The 24,685-nt window shown below is 60.9% G+C and carries 21 protein-coding genes; 9 read left to right on the forward strand and 12 right to left on the reverse strand.

The annotated features are described in order from the left end of the window. Window positions 1–22: 22 nt before the first annotated feature. The 3 genes from nrdR to glyA are packed head-to-tail and all read right to left on the reverse strand — an operon-like array spanning window position 23 to window position 2,531. Window positions 23–550, reverse strand: a complete 528-nt coding sequence (gene nrdR / locus QQL64_RS13925) for a transcriptional regulator NrdR (protein WP_284400770.1) — start codon at window positions 548–550, stop codon at window positions 23–25. A 3-nt stretch (window positions 551–553) separates the two neighbouring features. After that, a complete protein-coding gene (locus tag QQL64_RS13930) occupies window positions 554–1,273 on the reverse strand; it encodes a CTP synthase C-terminal region-related (seleno)protein (protein ID WP_284400772.1) in 720 nt (239 codons plus the stop codon). Between the two features lie 4 nt (window positions 1,274–1,277). Further along, window positions 1,278–2,531, reverse strand: coding sequence for a serine hydroxymethyltransferase (gene glyA / locus QQL64_RS13935; RefSeq protein ID WP_284400773.1), 1,254 nt, complete (start codon window positions 2,529–2,531; stop codon window positions 1,278–1,280). 159 nt (window positions 2,532–2,690) lie between these two features. On the opposite strand from glyA, the gene QQL64_RS13940 reads away from it, so the two are divergent. Continuing rightward, a complete protein-coding gene (locus tag QQL64_RS13940; RefSeq protein WP_284400774.1) occupies window positions 2,691–3,770 on the forward strand; it encodes an alpha/beta hydrolase family protein in 1,080 nt (359 codons plus the stop codon). Between the two features lie 8 nt (window positions 3,771–3,778). Further along, window positions 3,779–4,399, forward strand: coding sequence for a TetR/AcrR family transcriptional regulator (locus QQL64_RS13945; protein ID WP_284400776.1), 621 nt, complete (start codon window positions 3,779–3,781; stop codon window positions 4,397–4,399). 51 nt (window positions 4,400–4,450) lie between these two features. Here the strand turns inward: QQL64_RS13945 and QQL64_RS13950 are convergent, their stop codons facing one another. Then, window positions 4,451–5,350 carry a DUF817 domain-containing protein gene (locus QQL64_RS13950; RefSeq protein ID WP_284400778.1) on the reverse strand — a complete coding sequence of 300 codons (900 nt, stop codon included), beginning with the start codon at window positions 5,348–5,350 and terminating at the stop codon, window positions 4,451–4,453. Window positions 5,351–5,585: 235 nt separating this feature from the next. On the opposite strand from QQL64_RS13950, the gene ettA reads away from it, so the two are divergent. From ettA to QQL64_RS13965, 3 genes are all read left to right on the forward strand, one after another. Continuing rightward, window positions 5,586–7,253, forward strand: a complete 1,668-nt coding sequence (gene ettA / locus QQL64_RS13955) for an energy-dependent translational throttle protein EttA (protein ID WP_284400780.1) — start codon at window positions 5,586–5,588, stop codon at window positions 7,251–7,253. A gap of 183 nt (window positions 7,254–7,436) precedes the next feature. Continuing rightward, entirely contained in the window at window positions 7,437–8,249 is an 813-nt protein-coding gene (gene pyrF, locus QQL64_RS13960) for an orotidine-5'-phosphate decarboxylase (RefSeq protein WP_284400782.1), read from the forward strand. Window positions 8,250–8,393: 144 nt separating this feature from the next. Beyond that, the gene (locus QQL64_RS13965) at window positions 8,394–10,376 is read left to right on the forward strand and encodes a S1 family peptidase (protein ID WP_284400784.1); all 1,983 of its coding nucleotides are present in this window, start codon (window positions 8,394–8,396) and stop codon (window positions 10,374–10,376) included. 42 nt (window positions 10,377–10,418) lie between these two features. Here the strand turns inward: QQL64_RS13965 and QQL64_RS13970 are convergent, their stop codons facing one another. Continuing rightward, window positions 10,419–11,630: an acyltransferase family protein gene (locus tag QQL64_RS13970; protein WP_284400786.1), complete on the reverse strand. Its 1,212-nt coding sequence runs from the start codon at window positions 11,628–11,630 to the stop codon at window positions 10,419–10,421. A 103-nt stretch (window positions 11,631–11,733) separates the two neighbouring features. Here QQL64_RS13970 and QQL64_RS13975 point away from each other — a divergent pair, with 103 nt between their 5' ends. Next, window positions 11,734–12,564, forward strand: coding sequence for an undecaprenyl-diphosphate phosphatase (locus QQL64_RS13975; RefSeq protein ID WP_284400788.1), 831 nt, complete (start codon window positions 11,734–11,736; stop codon window positions 12,562–12,564). Window positions 12,565–12,567: 3 nt separating this feature from the next. Here QQL64_RS13975 and def read toward each other — a convergent pair whose 3' ends face one another. Next, a complete protein-coding gene (gene def / locus QQL64_RS13980) occupies window positions 12,568–13,104 on the reverse strand; it encodes a peptide deformylase (protein ID WP_284400790.1) in 537 nt (178 codons plus the stop codon). A 275-nt stretch (window positions 13,105–13,379) separates the two neighbouring features. Between def and QQL64_RS13985 the strand changes: the two genes are divergently transcribed. The 3 genes from QQL64_RS13985 (at window position 13,380) to QQL64_RS13995 (ending at window position 16,328) form a co-directional block, all read left to right on the forward strand. Then, a complete protein-coding gene (locus QQL64_RS13985; protein WP_284400792.1) occupies window positions 13,380–15,464 on the forward strand; it encodes a carbon starvation CstA family protein in 2,085 nt (694 codons plus the stop codon). Next, window positions 15,461–15,670, forward strand: a complete 210-nt coding sequence (locus QQL64_RS13990; RefSeq protein ID WP_284400794.1) for a YbdD/YjiX family protein — start codon at window positions 15,461–15,463, stop codon at window positions 15,668–15,670. Before QQL64_RS13985 ends, QQL64_RS13990 begins: the two co-directional genes overlap by 4 nt. A 115-nt stretch (window positions 15,671–15,785) precedes the next feature. Further along, a complete protein-coding gene (locus tag QQL64_RS13995) occupies window positions 15,786–16,328 on the forward strand; it encodes a DUF2127 domain-containing protein (RefSeq protein WP_284400795.1) in 543 nt (180 codons plus the stop codon). Between the two features lie 6 nt (window positions 16,329–16,334). Here QQL64_RS13995 and QQL64_RS14000 read toward each other — a convergent pair whose 3' ends face one another. The 6 genes from QQL64_RS14000 to QQL64_RS14025 all read right to left on the reverse strand — a co-directional run bounded on the left by QQL64_RS14000 (window position 16,335) and on the right by QQL64_RS14025 (window position 24,653). Beyond that, complete coding sequence (locus QQL64_RS14000; protein ID WP_284400796.1) at window positions 16,335–17,243, reverse strand: DMT family transporter; 909 nt, start codon at window positions 17,241–17,243, stop codon at window positions 16,335–16,337. Further along, window positions 17,240–18,112: a glycosyltransferase family 2 protein gene (locus QQL64_RS14005; protein WP_284400797.1), complete on the reverse strand. Its 873-nt coding sequence runs from the start codon at window positions 18,110–18,112 to the stop codon at window positions 17,240–17,242. The genes QQL64_RS14000 and QQL64_RS14005 overlap by 4 nt, the downstream gene beginning before the upstream one ends. Before the next feature lie 49 nt (window positions 18,113–18,161). Continuing rightward, the gene (locus QQL64_RS14010) at window positions 18,162–18,947 is read right to left on the reverse strand and encodes a hypothetical protein (protein WP_284400798.1); all 786 of its coding nucleotides are present in this window, start codon (window positions 18,945–18,947) and stop codon (window positions 18,162–18,164) included. Next, window positions 18,905–22,765 carry a phosphoribosylformylglycinamidine synthase gene (gene purL / locus QQL64_RS14015; RefSeq protein ID WP_284400799.1) on the reverse strand — a complete coding sequence of 1,287 codons (3,861 nt, stop codon included), beginning with the start codon at window positions 22,763–22,765 and terminating at the stop codon, window positions 18,905–18,907. The genes QQL64_RS14010 and purL overlap by 43 nt, the downstream gene beginning before the upstream one ends. Window positions 22,766–22,928: 163 nt before the next feature. After that, window positions 22,929–23,792, reverse strand: coding sequence for a DNA ligase (locus tag QQL64_RS14020; protein ID WP_284400801.1), 864 nt, complete (start codon window positions 23,790–23,792; stop codon window positions 22,929–22,931). A 75-nt stretch (window positions 23,793–23,867) separates the two neighbouring features. Further along, window positions 23,868–24,653 (reverse strand): thioredoxin fold domain-containing protein, encoded by a 786-nt coding sequence (locus QQL64_RS14025; protein WP_284400803.1) that lies wholly within the window; start codon window positions 24,651–24,653, stop codon window positions 23,868–23,870. Window positions 24,654–24,685 lie beyond the last annotated feature (32 nt).

Consider the following 24,685-nt stretch of genomic DNA (forward strand, 5'->3'; position numbering starts at 1 on the left):
CGTCAGCGGCGATACTTTTCGCTCAGTTTTTGCGGCCGCGCTTTGCGGCGGCCGCAGCTTCGCCTAGCAATGAAAGCTGCAGGTTTTCCAAGCCGGGCAAATCGCGCTCCAGCTTCTCGATCTCTTCGCGGAATGCGTGCACGTCCTCGAACTTGCGATAGACCGAGGCGAAGCGCACATAAGCGACCTGGTCGAGTTTCTTCAACTCGCGCATGACCAGTTCGCCGACATGACGCGATGTCACTTCGCGTTCGCCGCTCTTGCGCAAATCGTCGATCACCGCACGCACCGCTGCATCCACGGCATGGCTTGCCACGGGGCGTTTTTGCAATGCGCGCTCGAAGCTGATGCGCAGCTTGCGTTCGTCGAAACTTTCGCGCCGTTCACCGCTCTTCACGATCGCCGGCAGCTTCAACTCGGCCGTCTCGAACGTATTGAAGCGCTCGCCGCATTGCGGACACTCGCGACGACGGCGCACGGTAGCACCGTCTTCAGCGAGGCGTGAATCGATCACGCGGGTGTCTTCATGCTGGCAGAAGGGACAGTGCATGGATCAGGCGGCCTTCTCAACGCGCAGATCGCTCGCTGCCTGTAAAAATGCTCTCGCAAGCGGCGGACAGACGCCGCTCAACGCGGCGCGTTCGTGCTGGAACAAGGTGGCGACGAAAAACGGATGGCCCTCCAGCTCCAGCGCACGGACATCATCCTGATCGTCCACGGCCGTGATGCGCAAGGGTTGGGCGGCAATCGCCTCGCGGAATCCGCTGCCCAGCCCGTAACGGCAGTGATAACCCTCTTCGATCACCTGGGTGCCGTATGCAGCCGAGATACGCGAACCCGGTAGCAGGCGCACTGCATCGCGCACTTCGACCAATCCGCAACTGAGCGGCACGATGACGGGACGCGCTGCATCCGGCGCAGTTTCGGCATGCTCGGCATCCATCCAGCCCAGCACGTGACGGGCGTATTCGACGACAGCATGCTGAAAACCGCCGCACGTACCGAGGAAAGGCTTGCGCGCTTCGCGCGCATGGCGAATGGCGGTCAACGCACCATCCATGCTTCGATAAGGGCTGGCCGGTACGCACCAAATGGCTTCAAAGCCATCCAGCAACTTGCCATCGCCAATCGTCTCGGTAGCGATCCAGTGCACCTCGGCCGTAATCGACGTCGCATCGGCAGCCATCGCAAGCGCCAGCGGGATCGCGCGGTGGGCGACGACAGCGTCGTCGCGATCACCAATTAGCCCGATACGCAGCGCTTGCGTGGCCATGGGTTCAGCCGTAAACCGGGAATTTACGGCACTGTGCAGCGACCTTGTCACGCACCGACTTAATCACACCCTCGTCGGTGGGCGCATCGAGCACATCACAGATCCATTGGGTGAGCTCGACCACGTCCGATTCCTTGTAACCGCGCGTGGTGACGGCAGGCGTTCCGACGCGCAGACCCGATGTGACGAACGGCGAGCGCGGATCGTTCGGCACGGCGTTCTTGTTGACCGTGATGTGCGCCTTGCCCAGCGCCGCTTCCGCATCCTTGCCGGTGACTTCGCGACCGATCAGATCGATCAGCATCAGGTGGTTTTCAGTGCCACCGGATACCACTTTGTAGCCGCGCTCGATCAACGTCTTGGCCATCGCCTTGGCGTTCTTTACGACCTGCGCCTGATAGTCCTTGAACGACGGCTCCAGCGCTTCCTTGAACGCAACGGCTTTCGCAGCGATCACGTGCATCAGCGGACCGCCCTGAATGCCGGGAAACACGATCGACTGCAACTTTTTCTCGATCTCTTCGCCGGCATCCTTGGCGATCACGAAACCGCCACGCGGTCCGCGCAAGGTCTTGTGCGTGGTGGATGTGACCACGTGTGCGTGCGGCACCGGGCTGGGATAGACACCTGCGGCGATCAGACCCGCCACGTGCGCCATATCGACAAAGAGATAGGCACCGACCTTGTCGGCGATGGCGCGGAAACGTGCCCAGTCCATCACCTGCGAATAGGCGCTGAAACCGGCCACGATCATCTTCGGCTTGTGCTCGACGGCGAGGCGTTCCACTTCGTCGTAATCGACCAGGCCCTGTTCGTTCACGCCGTACTGCACGGCGTTATAGAGCTTGCCGGAGATGTTGACCTTGGCGCCGTGGGTGAGATGGCCGCCGTGCGCCAGGCTCATGCCGAGAATGGTGTCGCCCGGGTTGAGCAGCGCGAAGTACACCGCCTGGTTGGCCTGCGAGCCGGAGTGCGGCTGCACGTTGGCGTAGGTGGCGCCGAACAGCTGCTTGAGGCGTTCGATGGCCAGGCGCTCGGCCACGTCCACATATTCGCAACCGCCGTAGTAGCGCTTGCCCGGATAACCTTCCGCGTATTTGTTGGTGAGTACCGAACCTTGGGCTTCCAGCACCCGAGGGCTGGCGTAGTTCTCCGAAGCGATCAGTTCGACGTGGTCTTCCTGGCGCTGGGCTTCATGGGCGATGGCCTTGGCCAGTTCATCGTCATAGCCGGCGATCGTGTCGGTCTTCGGGAACATTCGTGCCTCGTGGGAATGAAGTGGTGGGTAGCAAGCGGGGTTGAGACTTGAAAGTGTAATGGTCGGGGGTGTTTGCGGCCACCGGCAGGGACTTGCCTGGCCAGTTGCGTACATCGTACCGTACACCGTACATAACCAATACCGAAGGAGAGTACACGCATGACCTCCGTTCGCTCCCGAGCCACCCACGCGTTGCGCTGGCTTGCCCTGACGTTTCTTCTCGCACCCGCCCTGCTCTTTGCCCAGGCCACCACGGGTGTTGGTTTCCATCGGATCGCCATCCATGATCCGGTCAACAACGGCACGATGCCGGGTTACGTGTTTTACCCGTCAGCACACGCCAAAGGCGTTACCAAGGTCGGCCCGTACGACGTCGACGCCTCGCTCGACGCTCCGCCTATCGCAGGCGCGAAGCCGTTGGTGGTGATTTCACACGGCAACGGCGGCTCCGACCTCGGCCACAACGAACTGGCGACCTATCTGGCAAGCCATGGTTTCGTCGTCGCCACGCTCGAACACCCCAAGGACAATTTCCACGACACCAGTGGTGTCGGCTATTCGCCGGTATTGGTAGGACGACCGATTCAGGTGAAAGCGACGATCAGCATGCTGCTCGACGATCCGCAGTGGAAAAGCCTGATCGATCCCGCACGCATCGGCGTCGCCGGTTTCTCCGCGGGCGGCTACACAAGCTTGCTGATCGTAGGGGCCGTTCCGCAATTCAAGCGCTTTCTCGATTACTGCCAACGCTATCCCCACGACGATGTCGTCTGTCACGACGCGAAGCGGATCGAGGCAGAAGCCGCCAGCCAGGGACTGACGATGGATCAATGGCTGGCCAGGATACAAAACGATCTTCCGCGCTGGGGCAGCACTGCCGATCCTCGTGTCAAAGCAGCCTTCGCGATGGCGCCGCTGAGCTTGATCTTCGACCAGGCCGGCATCGACAAAATCGATCGGCCGGTGTTTCTTTACTATGGCCAGGACGATCACGTCCTGATCCCCACGGAAAATGCAGCACACATCCGGCCGTGGATGAAGACACTGGTTGGCTTCAAGGTTGTACCCAACGCGGATCACTGGGTCTTTATCGATCCGTGCACGGCTGATCTGAGCAAAGACAATCCGGTTATCTGCACCGACCCGGCTGGCGTCGATCGGATCAAGGTGCATGCGCAGCTCAATGCGGACGCGCTGTCTTTTTTCCGCAAGACGCTCACAGTTCCGACGACCGATTAAAGATCCTCGTGCCCAAAGCGCTCAGCGAAACCGAAACCGAGGCATTCCGCGCCCGCATCTGCCAGGCGGCGGCCCGATTGTTCGTCGAGGAAGGCCCGGCGGCCGTCACCATGCGCCGCCTGGCCATCGAACTGGGTTGTGGAACGATGACGCCGTATCGCTATTACGGCAGCAAGGACGAGATCATCACCGCGATACGTGCGCGCGGTATGCAGCGTCTTTCCGAAGCGCTGGAAAACGCGCTGGATACGCCGGGCGACGGTCGCACGCGCAGCCGCAACGTGCGCGATGCCTATATCGGTTTCGCGCGCAGCGACACGGCCACGTATCGCCTGATGTTCGAGTACCCCGAAACCAATCTCAACGATCCTGCTTACCGCCAAGCGCACGCGCGCATGTGGCGGACAATGGCCGCCGATACGCAAGTGATGATCGACGAAGGCATCATCGAGGCGGATGCGCCCATCCTCGGCCATCAGATATGGGCCTCGCTACACGGTGCGATGATGCTGGAGATCGCCGGCCTGTTGCCGACAGGCTTCGATGCCGCATCGCTGCATTCGCGCACGTTCGCCGCGCTGATGGAGGCGTATCGTCCTTCACCGCGCAAGAACAAGCCTTCGGCGTAAGCCTCTTGTTTTCCTGGGCAAAGACAGGGCGCTGCCGGATCGAGAAAAGCATCAATTGCGTGGATCTTCTCCCTCCCTCCCATCCGACGCCGGTCGCCGCGCCGCCACCGCGCTCACCATCACGTAGCTGATGATCATCAACAACAACCACGCGCCGAGTTTCGACAGCGGGACCATGCTCCACGCATGACGCTGCGCCGGATATCGCCACACCGAAGTGAATGTGCCCACGTTCTCGGCGAACCAAATAAACAGCGCCACCAGCACAAAACCCAGCAGCAACGGCATGCGCCGATGCACGTCGCGAATACGGAAATAAACCCAGGTTCGCCCGAACAACGCGAGCACGGCGACGAACAGCAGCGGACGCACATCGGGCAGGAAATGATGGCTAAAGAAATTCACGTAGATCGCTATGGATAGCCACACCGTCGCCATAAAAGGCGGATGCCGCGTAAAGCGAAAATCGAACAGCCGCCAAGCACGGGCGATATAGCTGCCGACCGATGCGTACATGAAGCCGCTGAACAACGGTACGCCGCCGATATGCAATAGCGATGGTTCGGGATAGATCCATGAGCCCGCCGCGGTCTTGAACACTTCCATCGCCGTACCGGCCGCGTGGAACATCAGGATGACCTTCGCCTCATCGCGGCTTTCCAGGCGGGTGGCAATCAGTACGCACTGGATCGCCACTGCCGCCAATGTCAGGAAGTCGTAACGTGGCAGCACGGTGCCGTGCGGATAAAAAGCCCAGGTCAAACCCAGCAAACCGACCATACAGCCGCCGAACAGGCAAGCTGACGCCTGCTTGACGCCAAAGCACACCAGCTCGTGCAAGGCGACTGCATGGCGGCCGCGCGAGTGCGCCCACACGCCTATGCGTTCGTCCAGTTGCCGGACTCTTACCAGCAAACCGCTCGGGTATTCGAGTCCGCTGGCGTCTTCCATCGGTCACCTTCGCCCGTCATTGACTAGGAAGTCTGACACCCGGAAATGACCAAACCCTCATAGGAAGTGGCGCCACCATGGCTGTCCGGTTGCACCCTGCCGGCAGGCAAATGCCTGGGTGCCATCGCCGTAACCGGGATTTGCAGTTGAGCCGCTATAATGCCCGGCTTGATACCCACGCCCCGCGTGTTGCCCATCCATCCGGGCCGGCCGCGCGCACGCCCACGGAGACTCCATGAGCTCGCAATACATCTACACCATGAACGGGGTTAGCAAGATCGTCCCCCCGAAACGCCAGATCATCAAGGACATCTCGCTGAGCTTCTTCCCCGGCGCCAAGATCGGCCTGCTGGGTGTCAACGGCTCGGGCAAGTCCACGGTGCTGCGTATCATGGCCGGCGTGGATACCGATTTTCAGGGTGAAGCCCGCCCGCAGCCGGGCATCAAGGTCGGTTACCTGGCGCAGGAACCACAGCTGGATCCGGACAAAACCGTGCGCGAGGTGGTGGAGGAAGGTGTATCCGTCGTCCTCGACGCGCAAAAGCGTCTGGAAGAGGTCTATGCCGCCTACGCTGAGGAAGGCGCCGACTTCGACAAGCTGGCGAAAGAACAGGAACAGCTGGAAAGCATCCTCGCGGTGAACGATGCTCACGCCCTGGAGCGCCAGCTCGAAGTGGCCGCCGACGCGCTTCGCCTGCCGCCGTGGGACGTGAAGGTCGGCCCTCTATCTGGCGGTGAAAAGCGCCGTGTGGCGCTCTGCCGCCTGCTGCTATCCAAGCCGGACATGCTGCTGCTGGACGAGCCCACCAACCACTTGGACGCCGAGTCGGTGGAATGGCTGGAGCACTTCCTGCAGGACTATCCCGGCACCGTGGTGGCGGTCACCCACGATCGCTACTTCCTGGACAACGCCGCCGAATGGATTCTCGAACTCGACCGCGGCCGCGGCATTCCGTGGAAGGGTAATTACACCGAGTGGCTGGAGCAGAAAGACGCCCGCCTGAAGCAGGAAGCTCAGCAGGAAAAGTCGCGCCAGAAAGCCATCGAAAAGGAACTGGAGTGGGTGCGTTCGGCCGCCAAGGGGCGTCAGTCCAAGGGCAAGGCACGCTTGAACCGCTTCGAAGAACTGAACTCGGTCGAATACCAGCGCCGCAACGAAACCAACGAGGTCTTCATTCCGCCGGGCGAGCGCCTGGGACAGGAAGTGATCGAGTTCAAGAACGTCAGCAAGTCCTTCGGCGATCGCCTGCTGATCGACGATCTGTCATTCAAGGTACCCCCGGGCGCCATTGTCGGTGTGATGGGTCCGAACGGCGCGGGTAAGTCCACCCTGATGAAGCTGATCACCGGTGTCGAAACACCTGATTCGGGCGAAGTGAAGTTGGGTCACACTGTCAAGCTCGCTTACGTTGACCAGTCGCGCGGCGCGCTCGATGCGAAGAAGAACGTGTGGCAGGAAGTGTCGGGCGGTGCAGACATCCTCACCATCGGCAACTTCGAAATCCAGTCGCGCGCTTACATCGGCCGCTTCAACTTCAAGGGCGTGGACCAGCAGAAGATCGTCGGCAGTCTCTCCGGTGGTGAGCGCGGTCGCTTGCACATGGCCAAGACGCTGCTACAGGGTGGCAACGTGTTGCTGCTCGACGAGCCGTCCAACGACCTCGACGTGGAAACCCTGCGTGCGCTGGAAGACGCGCTGCTGGAATTCCCCGGCTGCGCGATGGTGATCTCGCATGACCGCTGGTTCCTCGATCGTATCGCCACGCACATCCTGGCGTTCGAGGGCGACTCGCACGTGGAATTCTTCCCCGGCAACTACAACGAATACGAAGCCGACAAGAAGCGTCGCCTGGGCGAGGAAGCTTCGAAGCCGCATCGCGTGAAGTACAAGAAGCTGGCTTAAGCATGGCTTTTTGCGTTTGCCTCCCCTCCCCTCCGGGGGAGAGGATTGAGGTGAGGGGCCAAGGCTTGCCCGAACCTCCAAATAGAACCACGCTCTGATCTAACGACACCGCAAGACTGTCCCCTCACCCCAACCCTCTCCCCGGAGGGGAGAGGGAGTAGATGGCGGCAAAGGGAGAGCTCGATGCACTTCATGCAAGCACTGCAACACGCATGGACCCGCAACAACTCACTGGTCTGCGTCGGCCTCGATCCAGAGCCCGCGAAGTTTCCGGCACATCTGAAAGGACGGCCGGATGCCGTCTTCGAATTCTGCTGCGCCATCGTCGATGCTACGGCGGATCTCGTCTGCACCTATAAACCGCAGATCGCCCATTTCGCGGCACTGCGCGCCGAAGACGCACTGGAACGGTTGATTGCGCACGTCCATGCCAAACATCCAGGTGTTCCGGTCATCCTCGATGCCAAGCGCGGCGATATCGGCAGCACCGCGCAGCACTACGTCACCGAAGCGTTCGACCGCTACGGCGCCGACGCGGTAACACTCAATCCCTACCTCGGCCGCGACTCCGTACAAGCGTTTCTGGATCGCGCCGACAAGGGCGTGATCCTGCTCTGCCACACCTCCAACCCCGGTGCGGCCGACCTGCAGGATCTCGATGTGGGCGGCAAACCGCTGTATCAGCATGTGGCGCAAATGATCGCGCGCGACTGGAATACGCACGGTAATTGCGCGCTCGTCACCGGTGCCACCTGGCCGGAACAATTGGCCGAGGTGCGCGCGCTGGTGGGCGATGTGCCTTTACTGGTGCCCGGCATCGGTGCGCAGGGTGGCGACGTGGAGGCGGTGGTCCGCAACGGTCGCACGCCGGCGGGCACCGGTCTGATGATCAGTTCATCCCGCGCAATTCTTTACGCCGGCAACGGCGAAGATTTTGCGCAAGCTGCCCGCGCGGCCACCTTGGAATTACGCGACACCATCAACCGATATCGCTGAAGCACCAGACCTTTCGGCCCTCCCCCGGATCATGGGGCTATGTCAGTATCCGCCATGGTGAATCGGCTTTGTGCCGGTCGGGCGATCATACGAAGGGAACGTATGCAGGCATTGAATAGGTGGGCTCGAAACGTGGCCGCAAGAATGGCCAAACTTTTTCATCCGTGGTCGCTGACGCTTTGTGGGGTGATCATTGCCCTAGGCATGATTGGCGGCGCGCACGCTGCCAGTCCCGATCCCGAACTGGTATCGAAGATCAACGCGGCGACGTTCGAAGTAGTCATTCCCAAGGCGGTCGACGATCCGCTCACGTATGAAAAGCCGCTGCCGCTGGATTTGCTGCCCTACCAGGAACGCACAGACAAATACTTCTCCGTTGGCACCGCCTTCGCGCTAGGCAACAATCGCTATGTCACCGCCGGCCATGTGCTGATGGTCGCCATCGGCGATCTCACTGGCCCGCCTGCGCTGCGCGACGCCAGCGGTCATGTGTATGCCCTCGACAAGATCGAGAAGTTTTCGCTGCAGCAGGACTTCGTGATGTTCTCGCTGAAGGAACAACCCGGCGGCGGCGCGCTCGAAACCAACACCAAGCCCGCGTTGAACAGCGTGGTCTACGCGGTCGGCAATGCACTCGGCACGGGCGTCGTGATTCGTGATGGCCTGTACACCTCCGACACTCCGGAGGAAGAAAACGGCCGCTGGAAATGGATGCGCTTTTCCGCTGCCGCCTCGCCGGGCAACAGCGGTGGGCCGCTGTTGGATCAGGAGGGCAAGGTGATCGGCGTCGTGTTGATGAAATCGGCCAACGAAAATCTCAACTACGCGCTGCCGATCGGCGAGGTGCTGAAGGCGCCGGACAATCTAGCGGTCATGGACAAGCGCATGTCTTATCAGCTGGACGTGCTGGATTACGATCAGAACGGCACCTTCAAGTCCCAGTTTCCGCTGCCGGAGAGTTACGCCGACTTCAGCAGCACTTACCTGAAGCTGCAGAACACCTATAACGAACAGCAGCTGCAAGCGTTGTTGCAACAGCAGAGCGGCGATCTGTTCCCGCATGGTGCTGGCTCCAACGAGATCTTGCACGATACGCCGCAGTTGAGCTTTTTCCCCGAGCTCATCGGGCACAACCGCAGCGGTCAATGGGAATACGGCGGACGAGAGCTCAACCGCGTTCCACTCACCGGCAACGGCTATGTCGCCAGTGGCTATGTCGGCCACAATTTCCTGATGCATCTGCGGCGGCCCGACGATATGAAGGCATCCGCGTTCTATCACGATCCCAAGCAGATGATGGATCTGGTCCTTAAGACCGGCTACTGGTATCGGCAGGTCGGTCCGGAAAAGATCAAGATCACTTCCATGGGCAAACCCACCACCGATTCGACGTACACCGACAGTTGGCAGCGTCACTGGAAGGTGTATGTGTGGCCGCAACCGCACATCAATGCGGAAGTGGTCGTCTTCGCGCTGCCGGTGCCGGATGGCTACGCGATCATGATGCGCGTCAATCCCGCGATGATCACGCACGACAGCATCATCGACATGAAGGCGCTGACCGATTTCTTCAACGTCGATTACGGCGGCACGCTCGCGCAGTGGAAGGAGTTCCTTGCCGATCGCTCGCTGCAGCCGGACGCATTGAAAGACACGCGCATCGACGTCGACTACGGCAAGCGCCTCAGCTACGACGCGAACAACGTTGCCTTCAGCTATCCCTCGACGCTGCAGACCGTGGCACCCGACAATATGCTCGCGGTGGGTTTCGGCTATTACGACAATCACGGCAAGTTCGCGCTGGAAGCGGGCCTCATACAGATTCGCTTGAACGTCACCGATCCGGATCGCATCAGCATCAAGCGACATGTCGCGCCGAGTTCAGACCTCAACGACAACTTCAAGGAAGGCTGGGGCAAACTACTGCACAAGCAACATCCGTTCGATGGCGTGGCGTACAACGATGGCGACGAGATGGATATCGCCCGTGTTATCGACACACCGGCAGCTGATGCGCCTACCGAGCTGTACACCGCCTTCTATGGAACGCAGGGCACGCATAAACCTGAAGACATGAAGACGAAGCTCGATCTTCTCACCCAGCAGTTCAAGATCAAGTCGCATTGACACATCACGTGCACGCGACCCCGGTCGCGTGCACGGGTAGTCTCAGACCGTTTCGCTGGAAGACGCCGTTACAATCTCGCGCGAAGGCTTGGAGGCAGACGCCAATAGCCGCGCGCGCAACCAGCGCTCACAAGGCATGGAAATCCAACGGGACACCACGTTGCCGAGCAGCCAGCAGAGTGGCACAGCTGGCACATACCAGAGCACGCCCCACTTCATGTCGGCACCATACATCCGGAACAGACGGACCACGGCAACCACCACGAACATGTGGCTCAGGTAGATCTCGTAACTCAACCTACCGAACGAGCGCAGCCATTCCATGCCGCGCCACGCATGCCATGCGCCGTCGGCCTGCCGCCATTGCAGCCCGATGAGCAGACACATCACCGACACCGTGAGCAGCAGCAAACACCCGTCGTGTATCGCAGGCCAGAGCCACTGCTCAATCAGAAAAATGGCGGCTAGCCCAACACAACCCACTTCGATCCACGCTCGTATGGCCCAGCGCTCACGGGGTTGCCAGCGTCGCGCAATCAACGCTCCAAGCACTCCAGTCGCAATCGCTGCCATGCCAGGCAGATAGGCCTTCTCCTGCCATATTTCGTTATGGACCAACGCAGCATGCGTCCACGGCAAAGAAAGCGCGAGCAGGATCAGCATCAGCACCAAGACCCACGTGCGGCGTATGAGCAGGCAGACCACAGGAAACCCAAGATAAAACGTCTCCTCGATCGACAACGACCAAAGCACGTCCCAATTGCCGGGTAGATAGCCGAAATGACCTTCGTACCAATTCAGATGCAACCCAAGCGCAGCCAACAAAGCGCGCGGCAAGGTCTGTCCTGCGCGTTGAATCACGAAGTCCTGGACACCCAGCAGGTGCAGTGCGGCGAGCACCGCCAACAACGCGATCAGGCAAGGCGCAATACGTGCGAAACGACGCGCATAAAAAGCCCGTGCATCCACACGATCCAGGCTGCCCCAGCGACGCAGGGTATTGCCGGCGATCAAGAACCCTGAGATGACGAAAAACACGAAGACCGATTCGTAACCGTTGTAGTTGACGGCGCCGAGCAACCATTCGGGTAAATATCCCGCCAGAACGCCACGCTTTAGCGGAATCCGTAAACCGATGTGGTGCAACACGACCAACAGAATCGACACGCCGCGCAGCAGATCGATGCCTGGATTGCGCGGCCCGGCGCCCCTCATTCCAAGCTCATCTCCAGCCGCAACCAACATCTTCCCCATGCGCGATCTCCATCCTGAATCGAATGATGATGGCCAGCCGGCTCTTGTCACGCAAGTCGCTCAGGCTGACATAATGGCCTACCGACTTTAAAAGGAACGATGCGTGAGCTTGTGGTTTCTGATCTTCCTGAGCGTGTTGCAAGGTGTCACGGAACTCTTTCCCGTAAGCAGCCTTGGCCACACCCTGCTGGTGCCCGCGCTGTTCGGAATGCATATCGACAAGCATGCGCCGCAACTCATCCCCTTTCTCGTTGCCCTGCACCTGGGCACGGCGCTCGCGCTGCTCGGATACTTCCGCCATCGCTGGGTCGCCTTGACGCGTGGTTTTTTCGGATCGTTGACCGGGCGCCCCAACGACGACGGCCACATGATGTGGTCGCTGATCATCGGCACCATTCCTGCGTGCGTCATCGGGCTGCTGCTGGAGAAGCGGCTGGAAGCCCTGTTCCATGATCTCAAGATCGTCGCGTTAGCATTGATGGTCAATGGTGTGCTGCTGTTGTTCGGTGATCGCCTGCAACGCACGCGTGCCCACAAGCCGCCGGAAAAGCTGACGTTCCGGCAAGCGTTTCTGGTTGGATTGGCGCAGATCGGCGCACTGATTCCCGGCTTTTCGCGCAGCGGCCTCACCATGATCGCCGGCTCGGCTACTGGCCTGGACAAGGAAAAGGCCGCCGAATTTTCCTTTCTGCTCGGCACGCCGATCATCCTCGCCGCCGGGCTGCTCGAAATACCCAAACTGTTCCACGCGCCAGGACAGCTCGCGGACGCGTTCCTAGGCGGAGTGCTGACGGCCATCGCCGCCTGGCTCAGCCTGAAGTTCCTGATGCGCTACTTCGAAGGTCGCGGACGACTAGCGTCGTTCGGCATTTACTGTGCTGCTGCAGGTGCGCTCTTTATGATTTGGTTTGTGCTGCATCCGCAGCCGGTGTGATGGCTATTCATCCACCACCTCCATGCCGGGAAAAAGCGCTTCGGTAAAGCCGAATTTGCTGAAATCGGTGATCCGCGACGGATAAAGCCGGCCGATCAGATGATCGCATTCGTGCTGGACCACGCGTGCGTGGAAACCATCGGCATTGCGATCGATCCGCCCGCCTTTGGGGTCGACACCCTCGTAGCGGATCAGCGAATAGCGACTCACCGCACCACGCATGCCGGGCACGGACAGGCAGCCTTCCCAGCCTTCTTCCATGTCCTGCGATAGCGGCGTAATGACCGGATTGAGCAGGATGGTTTGCGGTACCGGCGGGGCGTCCGGATAGCGTTCGGAGCTATCGAAGCCGAAGATGACCAGCTGCAAATCGACACCGATTTGCGGTGCGGCAAGTCCGACGCCTCCCGCAGCATGCATGGTCTCGAACATGTCGGCGATCAGCGTGTCGAGTTCGGCGCTACCGATCATGGCATTGGGCACGGGTGGCGCAACGCGCAGCAAGCGCGGGTCGCCCATCTTCAGAATCTCGCGGATCATGCCGACCTCATGCAAGGAACCCTTAGGTCTGTAACTGTGGACGGAACGAGGTGAACGCAAGCCTTCCATGCCTCACCTTTCCGAGTCTGTGAGGCATGTCCAATGCAGGCATGGTCGCACGGTATTGACCCCCGCCGTAGACAGGACGAACCTAAGCGCTTGTCCGAGGCTCCGCGCCGCCCGGACGATAGCTGTTTGCCCGCAGCGTAGTCCGTTGCCGCATAACACGCACTGCGCGGCGACATTGAACAGGCTCTTCGAACCGGAGATCTTCAATGGAAACCATCGCAACGAAGCCGGCCAGTGTGACGAGCAAGATCCTGTGGATCATCGTCGCCGTCATCGGTGCCGCCTGTCTTGCCGTTGTTGCGCTGCGGCGCGGCGAACCGGTCAACGCCATTTGGGTAGTGGCTGCTTCGATTGCGGTGTTGATGATCGGCTACCGCTTCTATAGCCGCTTTATCGATCGCCACGTGCTGCAGATGGACCCGGGTCGCGCCCCGCCATCGGTGTTGCGCAATGACGGGTTGGACTACGTGCCCACCGACAAATGGGTGGTTTTCGGCCACCATTTCGCCGCGATCGCCGGCGCAGGGCCACTGGTGGGCCCGGTGCTGGCGGCGCAGATGGGTTATCTGCCCGGTACGTTGTGGATTCTGTTCGGCGTGGTGTTTGCCGGTGCGGTGCAGGATTTCATGATCCTCGGCCTGTCGATTCGTCGCGATGCGCGCTCGCTGGGACACATGTTGCGGGAGGAGCTTGGGCCATTCGCCGGTGTCGTTGCGATGTTCGGCTTGCTGGCGCTCATGATGATCGTGCTGGCGGTGTTGGCGCTGGTAGTGGTGAAGGCGCTGACACATAGTCCTTGGGGCACGTTCTCGGTGGCCTGCACGATTCCGATCGCGCTGCTGATGGGCGCGTACCTGCGCTGGCTGCGTCCGGGGCGCATTCTGGAAGTGTCGTTGATCGGCCTGGTGCTGCTGCTGGTTTCCATCGCGTATGGCGCCCATGTGGCCGCCACGCCGGAACTCGCGGCGATGTTCGATTTCGACGCAAAGGCCCTTGCATGGCTGCTGATCGCTTACGGCTTCTGCGCATCGGTGTTGCCGGTATGGCTGCTGCTGGCGCCACGCGATTATCTTTCTACCTTCCTAAAGATCGGCACCATCGTGCTGCTGGCGATCGCAATCCTGTTTGCCGCGCCGCAACTTCAGATGCCGGCGATCTCTCGCTTTATCGATGGCACTGGCCCGGTCTTCCAGGGCCAGCTGTTCCCGTTCCTGTTCATCACTATCGCCTGCGGTGCGGTGTCGGGCTGGCATTCGATCATTGCCTCGGGCACCACGCCCAAACTGCTTTCGAACGAAGGCGAGGCACGCATGGTCGGTTACGGCGGCATGCTGATGGAAGGGTTTGTGGCGATCATGGCGTTGATCGCCGCTGCTTCGCTGCATCCGGGAGTCTATTTCTCGATGAACGCGCCAACGGCGCTGATCGGCAACACCGTGGAGCACGCCGCCAGTGTGATCAGCCAATGGGGCTTCGTGGTGACGCCGGACCAGCTGTCGCAAACAGCGCACGACATCGGCGAAACCAGCATCCTAAGCCGCGCTGGCGGCGCTCCCACGCTGGCAGTGGGCATGGCGCAATTGCTGCACAACATTCTTCCGGGCGAACGCATGATGGCGTTCTGGTACCACTACGCGATTCTGTTCGAGGCCTTGTTCATTCTCACTACGGTAGATGCCGGTACGCGCGTGGGACGCTTTATGATCCAGGAGATCGCCGGCCTCATCTACGCGCCATTGAAAGGCACCGAATCGTGGATCGGTAACGTGCTCGCCACATCGATCTGCGTGGGCCTGTGGGGTTATTTCCTCTACCAGGGTTCGGTCGATCCGCTGGGCGGCATCAATACCTTGTGGCCCCTGTTCGGCATCGCCAATCAAATGCTTGCCGCGATTGCGTTGATGCTCGCCACTGTCGTGACAGTGAAGCTCAAGCGCGAACGCTACGTATGGGTACCGGGCATTCCCGCCATGTGGCTGGTGGTGTGCACGCTTACGGCCGGTTGGGAAAAACTCAGCGGGCCGATCAGCTTCACTGTGGCGGCACAGAAGTACACCGAGGCCATGCAAGCGGGCACGTTGTTGGCGCCAGCGAAAAACATGGCACAGATGCAGCAGATCATCACCAACAACAGCGTGGATGCGACGCTTACCGCCGTCTTCATGTTGCTGGTCGTGACGATGAGCGGTTTCAGCGTCTACGCGATGGTTCAGGCCTGGCGCAGCCGTTATCCGACGGCGCAAGAGGCGCCGCGTGTCGCATTGACCAGCGTGGTGGCGCAACGCTCATGAACAACAGTCCTTTGCACGGTAGGCTCTCCCATGTTTGGCGTCGCCTGGTACAGACCGCGCGATTGAGCTGCGGCATTCCCGACTACGACGTCTACGTCGCGCACCTGCGCGCCCATCATCCCGAACGGAAAGTACCGAGCTATGCCGAGTTCTTCCGCGACCGGCAGACGGCGCGCTACAAGGGGACCGGCGGACGTTGTTGCTGAACCCTTCTCTCCTGCCAACCTTGGAAAACTCAGGCCATGTCCTTATACAGACATGGTCTTTCCGTATCCCCTACCCGCTAAACTTGCTTCTCACGCCCGCACGTGACCGGTCCCCATGTCCCCCAGCGATCATCGCATCACCAAGCCGAGCTCCGAGATCGAGGCGCAACATAGCGTCGGTTTGCGCATCATCGCTATCTACAAGGCGATCAAAACGGTTTGCCTGATCTTTGTGGCGATCGTGGCATTCGGGTTACACCAGCAGCAGAACTTCGAGCATCTTGTGCATTCGCTGGAACATCTGTCGTTGACCGACAGCAGCGGTCTGCGCTGGCAATTGGTCGGGCTGCTGGAACAGATGGGGCCGAGCAAGTTCGTGGCCGTTGGCATCGTGGCATTGGCTTATGCCGTCATCTTCGCCACTGAAGGCACCGGCCTGTGGTTACGCAAGCACTGGGCTGAATGGTTTACGGTGATCGCCACCGGCTCGCTGATCCCGGTCGAAGTTTACGAAGTGCTGATGCGCTTCAGCTGGCTGAAACTCGCCGCGTTGATCGCAAACGTCGCCATTGTGTTGTACCTGATACGCATTGCCATGCAGCCGCACGTGAAACGCTCGGATAACTCCTCGACTTCGGTAGTTTCGCGAGAGGGGTAGGCGGCATCACACTTCGTGATGCGCGGCTTCCGCGGGTTGCCCGTCGGCAACGCCGCGACGCGGTATCAATTCGACCAGGTACATCGCGGCCAATACCAATCCTCCGCCGACCAGCATGCGCCAGGTCAGCACATCGCTGCCCAAGGCTACGGCAAACCCTGCCGCAAAGACGGGCTCGGTCGTCATCACGATGGCTGCACGCGTTGCAGGCAAATGCGCTTGCGCCCAGGTTTGCATCAGCATGGCGCCGGCACCTGCAATCAAGGCCATGTAAAGCACGGCCATCCACGCGCTGCGGTCGGGCGGTAGCGTGGGGCCGCCATGACCTGCCGTGGCGAGCAGACAAACCAGTGCGATCACCGCCATCTGCACGGCGGACAGGCCGAAGACTTCCTCCGCACGTGTCCAATGCCCGAGCGCCACGATATGCAAGCCGTAGAGCAACGCCGATAGCAGGGTCAACCACACGCCTTCGTCGACCGAAAGACCATTGAGGGAAAGCAACCCGAGGCCCAAGGTCGCCATTCCCACCGCCAACCAGATGACCGCAGGCATGCGCTGACGCAACAACACCGTGGCAAGGATCGGCGTAAATACCACATACATACCGGTAACAAAGCCGCTGACGCTGGGCGAAATCATGGCCAGCCCCCAGGTCTGCAGCAACTGACCTGTGCCGTAAATCACGCCAAGTACGATGCCACGCAGCAACTGACGACGATCAAGTCGCATCACATGCCGATGGAACAACACGAACATGGCGAACGCGGCGACGATAAAGCGCACCGCGAGGAAATCCGCGACGGGCATGCGGCCCACGACGTCCTTGATCAGGACAAACGTCGAACCCCACACGGCAGTCATTGCCAGCAGACCGATCGTCGCCAGCGCACTCACGCGCGAAGCGGTCGTCACCGGCTAGCCATCCGGATTAGCTGACCCGGAATTTGCAACAAGAAATGCGCCCACAGTCCCAGCCATACCGTAGCCGCCACGAGCGGCCTTTGCGCCGCCGGATCGAACTTGCGGAACCAGCGCCACATGCCGCGATGCTTGTGATAACTCACGAACACCGGGCGATGCCGGCTCGAGCTACCTTTGCCATGCAACACGCGAACATCGCCCGCCAGCAGTACGCGCCAGCCACCATCGCGTATGCGGCGGCACAGATCCAAATCTTCGCAATGCAGGAAATAGTTCTCGTCGAAGCCGTTCAACCATTCGAACACGCGCCGCGAGATGAGCATCACCGCACCGGAGACCGCTTCGGCCTCGACCAAGTGATCGGGCATGGCACCGTCGATATTCACACCTTCATCGCCACTTTTAAACAAAGTGGCGAGCGCCCGTTGCAACACAGGATCGCGACGATACGACGCGGGATCGGGCACACCTTTACCATCGCATACTACGGCGCCGACAAGGCCGACCTTGGGCTCAGTGGCGAGTACCTCCAGCAACCGCTGCAATGCGGGCTCTTTGAGCACGCAATCGGGGTTGAGAATCAGCAAGGCCTGACCACGCGACTGCTCCGCCGCGCGATTGACGGCCGGACCGAAACCGAGATTCGCGCGGTTGTAGATGATTTTGAGTCGATGGTCGCTTTCGTGCGCTCGGGCAATCGCCTGCGGCACCCCGTCGGATGATGCGTTGTCGATCAACACCAGTTCGAGTGGCACGGTGCAGGCCAGCACGCTGTTCACGCAGTCGCGCAAGCTGGGGCCACTATCGGCGGAAACCACGATAACGCTGAGCGCGGTTGCAGTCGTATCGAGTGCTGACATAGCTACCTTATGAAGATTGATAGGTCCAACGCATCGAGCGGAAATCTAGTCATTCCTCGACCTGATCCTGACCAAGCACATGCGAAAGCGCGAGCGGCGCCTGATCCTCGCCACGCGTAAGCCATGCCTCCTCGTCGTGCCAACCGTAGAGCTGCCAGCCGCGCAGCCGGTATTGCCGGTCGTGGGCGCGATCGTACAGCACCACACCGCGTCCGGCAGTGATGGGGAAGGCTATCCAGCCCTGCCCCGCGGTGATCGAGATCTGCGGTTCGACGTCATTGACCAGAGTACTCGCTCCGACGCGACAACGGCGTTCGGCAACGAGCGCGACATCGACAGGAGCACGGGTCGCGGGTCCCTCCAGCATTATCCATGTGGGTGGCTTCAATTCGATGATGGCTGCAGATGGCCCGATCGGCGCCAACGCCAAGTCGCTCCATTCAGGCGATGCAGCCGCCGTGGCTGCGCTGTGCTGCGGCTTATGGTCCTGCCACGATTCGAGCAGAACCAGCAATGAAAACCCGATCAGCGCTGCCAGCAGCGTAAGCGTAAGGCCAAGTGCGTGGCCCCCGAGTGCTCGATAACTCGCTACCAACAAGCCCGCCAAACCCCAGCGAAGCGCACGCCTGATGATGCCGTTATAGCTATGCAACCGTGGAACCCGCGCCACCTGCGCTGCGGCGAGAGCCAGCAACAGCGGCAGATCGATCCACCACGGCATACATGCAAGCAACAGAGCCCACCCGATGGCCAGTAACCAACCCGGCCATCGATGCAGTTGTGTGGCTAGGCTCAGCCGCACCACACCCTGGCGTTGCGGAACATGCGCATCCACGGTGAATCCTCGCCCCAGGCTTCCGGACGCCAACTCATCTGCACGCTGCGGAACACGCGTTCCGGATGCGGCATCAGGATCGTTACGCGGCCGTCGGCGGCGGTGAAACCTGCAAGTCCGCCGGGCGAACCGTTCGGATTGAGCGGGAAGTTTTCAGTCGGCTTGCCGCGGTTGTCGACGAAACGCAACGCACTGCCCGATTTGGCAGGGCTACACGTCTGCGGAAAACTGACTCGCCCCTCGCCATGCGCCACCACCACCGGAATGCGCGAACCCGTCATGCCCTTGAAGAAGATGCTCGGCGAATCGAGCACTTCGAGCGTAGTCAGGCGCGCCTCGTATTGCTCGGAAGCATTGCGCAGGAATTTCGGCCAGTGCTGTGCGCCAGGAATGATGTCCTTGAGCTGACTCATCATCTGGCAACCGTTGCACACACCCAGTGCGAACTTGTTGGGATCGGCAAAGAACGACGCAAATTGCGCGCGCAGTTGTTCGTTGTAGAGGATCGACGCGGCCCAGCCGCGACCGGCGCCGAGCACGTCACCGTAGGAGAATCCGCCGCACGCCGCAAAACCACGGAAGTCATCCAGCTTGATGCGCCCGCTGACGAGATCCGACATGTGCACGTCCACCGCGTCGAAACCTGCACGGGTAAATGCCGCCGCCATCTCGACCTGGCCGTTCACGCCCTGCTCGCGCAGGATCGCCACGCGCGGACGCGTAAATTGCGTCAGATAGGGCGCGGCAATATCGTCAGTCGGATCGAAACTGAGCTTCGGCGTGATGCCCGCATCGGCATCGTCGAGGCGCCACGCCAGCTCTGCATCGGCACTGACCGGATTGTCGCGCAGGCGCTGCATCGCGTGGCTGGTCTCGTTCCAGGCTTTGAACAACAGCGTCCAGTTCCACTTGAACAACGTGTCGCCATTGAGAAACAGTTTGATGCCGAGCTTTTCCTTCGGACGACCAATGCGATTGCTCACACCGGCAAGACCGTGCTTGACCAGCAATGCCTCGAACGCTTCGCGATTGGCCGTGGCCACTTGCATCACCGCGCCCAGTTCTTCGTTGAACAATGCGCGCAGCGTGGCTTCCGCCCAGCCATCCAGAGTGATTTCCAGGCCGCAATGACCCGCAAATGCCATCTCCAGCAGAGTGACGATGGCGCCACCGTCGGAACGGTCGTGATACGCCAGCAACAGGCCGCTGCGACTGCCCTCCTGCACGAGGTCGAACAACGCCTTTAGCTGCTTGGCATCGTCGAGATCGGGCGGTACGCCGCCGCCGCGATTGAAGACCTGGGTCAGCGACGATCCGCCAAGACGCGCGCGACCGGCACCGAGATCGATCAACCACAGGTCGGAATCGCCGCGATCGAGTTTTAGCTGCGGTGTGAGTGTGCGGCGCACATCGCTGACTCGCGCGAAACCGGTGATGACCAGCGACACCGGCGCCACCGTGCGTTGCTGCGTATCGCCGTCTTTCCACACGGTTTGCATGGACAGCGAATCCTTGCCGACCGGAATGGAAATATCCAGTTCGGGACAAAGCTCCATGCCCACCGCTTTGACGGCATCGAACAGCGCGGCATCTTCGCCCGGATGATTGACTGCAGCCATCCAGTTGGCGGAAAGACGCACTTCGCCAAGACTCTCGATCGGTGCCGCGGCGAGATTGGTGATGGCTTCGCCAACGGCAAGGCGCGCTGCATCGGCGCTATTGAGCAAGGCGACAGGCGCGCGCTCGGCCATCGCCATCGCTTCGCCCTTGTAGCTGTCGAAATCGAGCAAGGTCACCGCGCAGTCGGCAACCGGCACCTGCCACGGACCGACCATCGGATCGCGCGCGCACAGGCCGCCCACGCTGCGATCGCCGATCGTGATAAGAAAGCTCTTGCTACCCACGGTCGGCAGGCGCAACACGCGCATCAGCGCTTCGTCCATGCCGATGCCGCTCAAATCTGGCACCAGATCGATGCGCGGTTTGATGTGCTTGGCATCGCGATGCATGCGCGGCGGCTTGCCGAACAGCACATCCATCGGCAGATCGATCACGGTGAGGTTGCGGCGCGGGTCGGTGACGCGCAGCACGCGCTCCTGCGTGGCCGTACCGACTACGGCGTAAGGGCAGCGCTCACGTGCGCAGTACGCTTCGAATTCCGGCAAGTCCGCCGTGGCGATCGCCAGAACGTAGCGTTCCTGCGATTCGTTGCTCCACACCTGCATCGGCGACAGCGAGGGATCGTCGCAGGGCACCTTCGACAGATCGATGTCACCGCCTACGCCGGCATCGTTGAGCAACTCGGGAATCGCGTTGGACAAACCGCCTGCGCCGACGTCGTGGATGCTGACGATGGGATTGCGTTCACCACGCGACCAGCACGCATCGATCACCTGCTGGCAGCGACGCTCCATCTCGGCGTTATCGCGCTGCACGGAGGCAAAATCCAATGCCGCACTCGATGCACCCGACGCCACCGACGATGCCGCACCACCGCCGAGACCGATTAGCATGGCAGGACCGCCCAACACGATCACCGCGTGACCTGGCTGCACTTCGCGTTTCTGCACGTGGTCATTGCGGATATTGGCGAGGCCGCCGGCAATCATGATCGGCTTGTCGTAACCGCGACGCACGCCGGCTTCGCCGGTTTCATGTTCGTAGGTGCGGAAGTAACCGCCCAAACACGGACGGCCGAATTCGTTGTTGAACGCAGCAGCGCCCAGCGGACCATCGCGCATGATTTCGAATGCGCTGGCCATGCGCGGCGGCAGCGGACGCTCCACTTCCCACGGCTGCGGATGACCGGGAATGCGCAGGTCCGATACCGAGAAACCCGTCAGGCCTGCCTTGGGTTTGGCACCGCGGCCGGTCGCACCTTCATCGCGGATTTCACCGCCAGCGCCGGTAGCGGCACCCGGCCATGGCGCGATCGCCGTCGGGTGGTTGTGCGTTTCAACCTTGATCGCGTAGTCGATGCGTTCTTCGTTGGAGCGCCAGACTTTATCCGGACCACTCGTAAAACGCTTGCCGACATGACCCTCGATGACTGCCGCATTGTCTTTGTACGCGGAGAGCGTGTGCGCCGGCGAATGCTGGTGCGTGTTCTTGATCATGCCGAACAGGCTCTTGTCCTGCGCCTCGCCATCCAGCGTCCAGCTGGCGTTGAACACCTTGTGGCGGCAGTGCTCGGAATTCGCCTGCGCGAACATGAAGAGTTCGGCGTCGGTGGGATCACGACCGAGTTCGGCGTAGCACGCAGCGAGATAATCGATCTCGTCGTCAGCCAAGGCCAGACCCAATTCGCTATTCGCCTTGGTCAGCGCCACACGCGGGTCGTTGTCGAGTGCGATGTGCACCAGATCGCCAGGCTGACCGGCAAGGAACAAGCCCTGCGCCTGGTCGAGGTGGGTGAGCACCGATTGCGTCATCGCATCGTGCAGTACCGCCAGCACATCGTTGTAGCGTGCATCGCTCGCTGCGGGCAAGCCACTCACTTGCCAGGCGATACCCCTTTCGACCCGACGTACGTCGAAACCTGCGTCATGCAAGATGTCCGTCGCCTTGCTCGACCAGGGCGAGATCGTGCCCAGCCGCGGCACCACCCATAGCGAGGCCGTGTCGGGCCTGCTGTCTTTGGCCTCCAGCACCTCGAGCAGCCGTTTGCGCTGCTCGCCTTCGGGCGCGGTCGGGGCATCGATGAAGTAGACGAACCAGCACGCCTGCACCCGTGCGCCACGATGCAAGGCATCCAGGCGGGCGTTGAGACGTTCCAGACGAAAAGGCGAGAGGGCGCTCTGCCCGTCGAGTGCGATCATGCGGGGAAAAGGCGCTAAGCAGTGGAGCGGCCTATTGTACCTTAGAGCCCGTCCAATATCTTCGCGTGGACGCTAAACAGCCCAAGGCGCGCTTCTCGCCGGCCGTTTTAGCCCGTTGTCCTGCCGACGCGGGCCCTCTCCCAAGACCGTTCAAGAATCTGTCTTACATCTCGTCACGAATACGCATAAAACGCGCGAAACGTGGTTTGCCGCCCGACGTCATGCCTTGATACCGATATGTCACCACGCTGCCCACCGGCGGCGGGTTGCGGCGCTGGGCATCGCTAAAGCCGGTACCGATACGAAAACGCGTACCGTTGGGCATCTCCACTAGCAGTGCGCCCATCATGCCGGTGTATTTGCCCTTGCCGGGCACCTGCTCGACAACGCGAGCTTCGGCGTCGTCGAACGGCTTGAATTTGAGCATGTCCTCGCTGCGGCCCGCGTGATAGCGCGATGCCCCACGGTGCAAGACGAGGCCTTCGCCGTCTCCCTGGACTACGTCGTCCAGCTGCCGCTGCAACTCGGCTTCATCGGCGACTTTGTATTGCCGCACTGCCCGCACCCAGGGAACATTGAGTTCGGCAATCAGTCGTTTAAGCGCGGGAAGGCGCTCGTCAAACGAACCGGGCTGCCCAGGCACGTCGAACACCATGTATCGGATGTGTCGCCATGCCTCATCGTCGGCCGGTTGTTGGCGGATGGTGGCCGACGCCATGTCGAATTGACCGCGCCCGGCCCAAAGCTCGCCATCCATCGGCGTTTTCGGCCAGTGCGCGGTAAACCATGCCGGTGGATGGATGACCGTGCCGCTACGCGTAAGAAGCTTTTCGCCATCCCAGTAACCGCGCACGCCGTCGTATTTTTCGCTGACCCAGTAGTCGCCGAGCGCCACGCCCGAGTGATAGACATTCGCCAGCATCACCGGCGATAGCGTGGCCGCTGCCGTGTGGACGGGGTTGACGAGGAGCCCGATGACAAACGGCAGTGCACGAAGCACGCCCACCGATCGCGCAGATTTCCGCATGACACATCCCTGTGTAAGCCTCAGCGAGGCGAAATCAGGGCGATTCTGCGGACACGCTCAACGCGTGTCGATGGGTCAACCGCCCGCCGTGGAGTGCGCTTGCACCGCTTGCAGCATTTCCGCTGGCGACAGATAGCCGCCGATCTGGGTGCCGTCTTCGGTATAGATCGCCGGCGTACCGGTAACGCCGAGCTTCAGACCCAAATCGAACTGATCCTTCACCGGGTTTTTGCAGGAAACCGGCTTGGGATCACGGCCTTTCTTGGCTGCCGTGAACGCATCGTTGCGGTCGGCGGCACACCAGATCGATACCATTTCGTTGTAGACCGACGTGGGCTTGCCGTCATCGCCGATCACACCTGCACGCGGCCAAGCCAGGTATTGCACAGCGATGCCTTCCTTATTGAACGCATCGATCTGTTCGTGCAGAACACGGCAATACGGACAGGTCACGTCGGTAAACACTGTCACCGTGTATTTCGGATGCGGCGGTGCGAACACGATGCGATCTGACACTGGCACTTTGGCAAGTTCCGTCTTGCGATAGGTCGCCCAGGCATCGTCGGTAAGGCTGATGCCTTTGTTGGCATCGATCAGATCGCCATTCATCAGGTACTTGCCGTCGGCACTGACGTAAACAATGTGCCCGGAAGTAATGACCTGGTAAAAGCCCGGCATGGGGGAGAGCGTAACCTGCTCGATCTTTGCCTTCGGAACGAGCCGCATGATCGTCTGGCGCACGATGTTTTCGGGCGTGGCGGCGACCGGCGGCGGTTGTGACACCGCGCTCTGCGCTATCGCTGCGCCTGCCTGGATCGCGAACACCGCGGCGCAAAGCATCAACCAGAACTTCTTGGACATCACAACCTCACTGAGGATCGGCGTCGTGCGGG

It is taken from the genome of Dyella lipolytica (assembly GCF_030160075.1).
Classification (GTDB): domain Bacteria; phylum Pseudomonadota; class Gammaproteobacteria; order Xanthomonadales; family Rhodanobacteraceae; genus Dyella_B; species Dyella_B lipolytica.

Bases quoted from the DNA above. Each gene is read 5' to 3' on its own strand.
- QQL64_RS14020 (WP_284400801.1), bottom strand. From the start codon at position 23,792: ATGCGGAAATCTGCGCGATCGGTGGGCGTGCTTCGTGCACTGCCGTTT.
- QQL64_RS14025 (WP_284400803.1), bottom strand. From the start codon at position 24,653: ATGTCCAAGAAGTTCTGGTTGATGCTTTGCGCCGCGGTGTTCGCGATC.
- QQL64_RS13950 (WP_284400778.1), bottom strand. From the start codon at position 5,350: ATGGAAGACGCCAGCGGACTCGAATACCCGAGCGGTTTGCTGGTAAGA.
- glyA (WP_284400773.1), bottom strand. From the start codon at position 2,531: ATGTTCCCGAAGACCGACACGATCGCCGGCTATGACGATGAACTGGCC.
- QQL64_RS13940 (WP_284400774.1), top strand. From the start codon at position 2,691: ATGACCTCCGTTCGCTCCCGAGCCACCCACGCGTTGCGCTGGCTTGCC.
- def (WP_284400790.1), bottom strand. From the start codon at position 13,104: ATGATCCGCGAGATTCTGAAGATGGGCGACCCGCGCTTGCTGCGCGTT.
- QQL64_RS13985 (WP_284400792.1), top strand. From the start codon at position 13,380: ATGGAAACCATCGCAACGAAGCCGGCCAGTGTGACGAGCAAGATCCTG.
- purL (WP_284400799.1), bottom strand. From the start codon at position 22,765: ATGATCGCACTCGACGGGCAGAGCGCCCTCTCGCCTTTTCGTCTGGAA.
- ettA (WP_284400780.1), top strand. From the start codon at position 5,586: ATGAGCTCGCAATACATCTACACCATGAACGGGGTTAGCAAGATCGTC.
- pyrF (WP_284400782.1), top strand. From the start codon at position 7,437: ATGCACTTCATGCAAGCACTGCAACACGCATGGACCCGCAACAACTCA.
- QQL64_RS13990 (WP_284400794.1), top strand. From the start codon at position 15,461: ATGAACAACAGTCCTTTGCACGGTAGGCTCTCCCATGTTTGGCGTCGC.
- QQL64_RS14005 (WP_284400797.1), bottom strand. From the start codon at position 18,112: ATGTCAGCACTCGATACGACTGCAACCGCGCTCAGCGTTATCGTGGTT.
- QQL64_RS13965 (WP_284400784.1), top strand. From the start codon at position 8,394: ATGGCCAAACTTTTTCATCCGTGGTCGCTGACGCTTTGTGGGGTGATC.
- QQL64_RS13995 (WP_284400795.1), top strand. From the start codon at position 15,786: ATGTCCCCCAGCGATCATCGCATCACCAAGCCGAGCTCCGAGATCGAG.
- nrdR (WP_284400770.1), bottom strand. From the start codon at position 550: ATGCACTGTCCCTTCTGCCAGCATGAAGACACCCGCGTGATCGATTCA.
- QQL64_RS13970 (WP_284400786.1), bottom strand. From the start codon at position 11,630: ATGGGGAAGATGTTGGTTGCGGCTGGAGATGAGCTTGGAATGAGGGGC.
- QQL64_RS13930 (WP_284400772.1), bottom strand. From the start codon at position 1,273: ATGGCCACGCAAGCGCTGCGTATCGGGCTAATTGGTGATCGCGACGAC.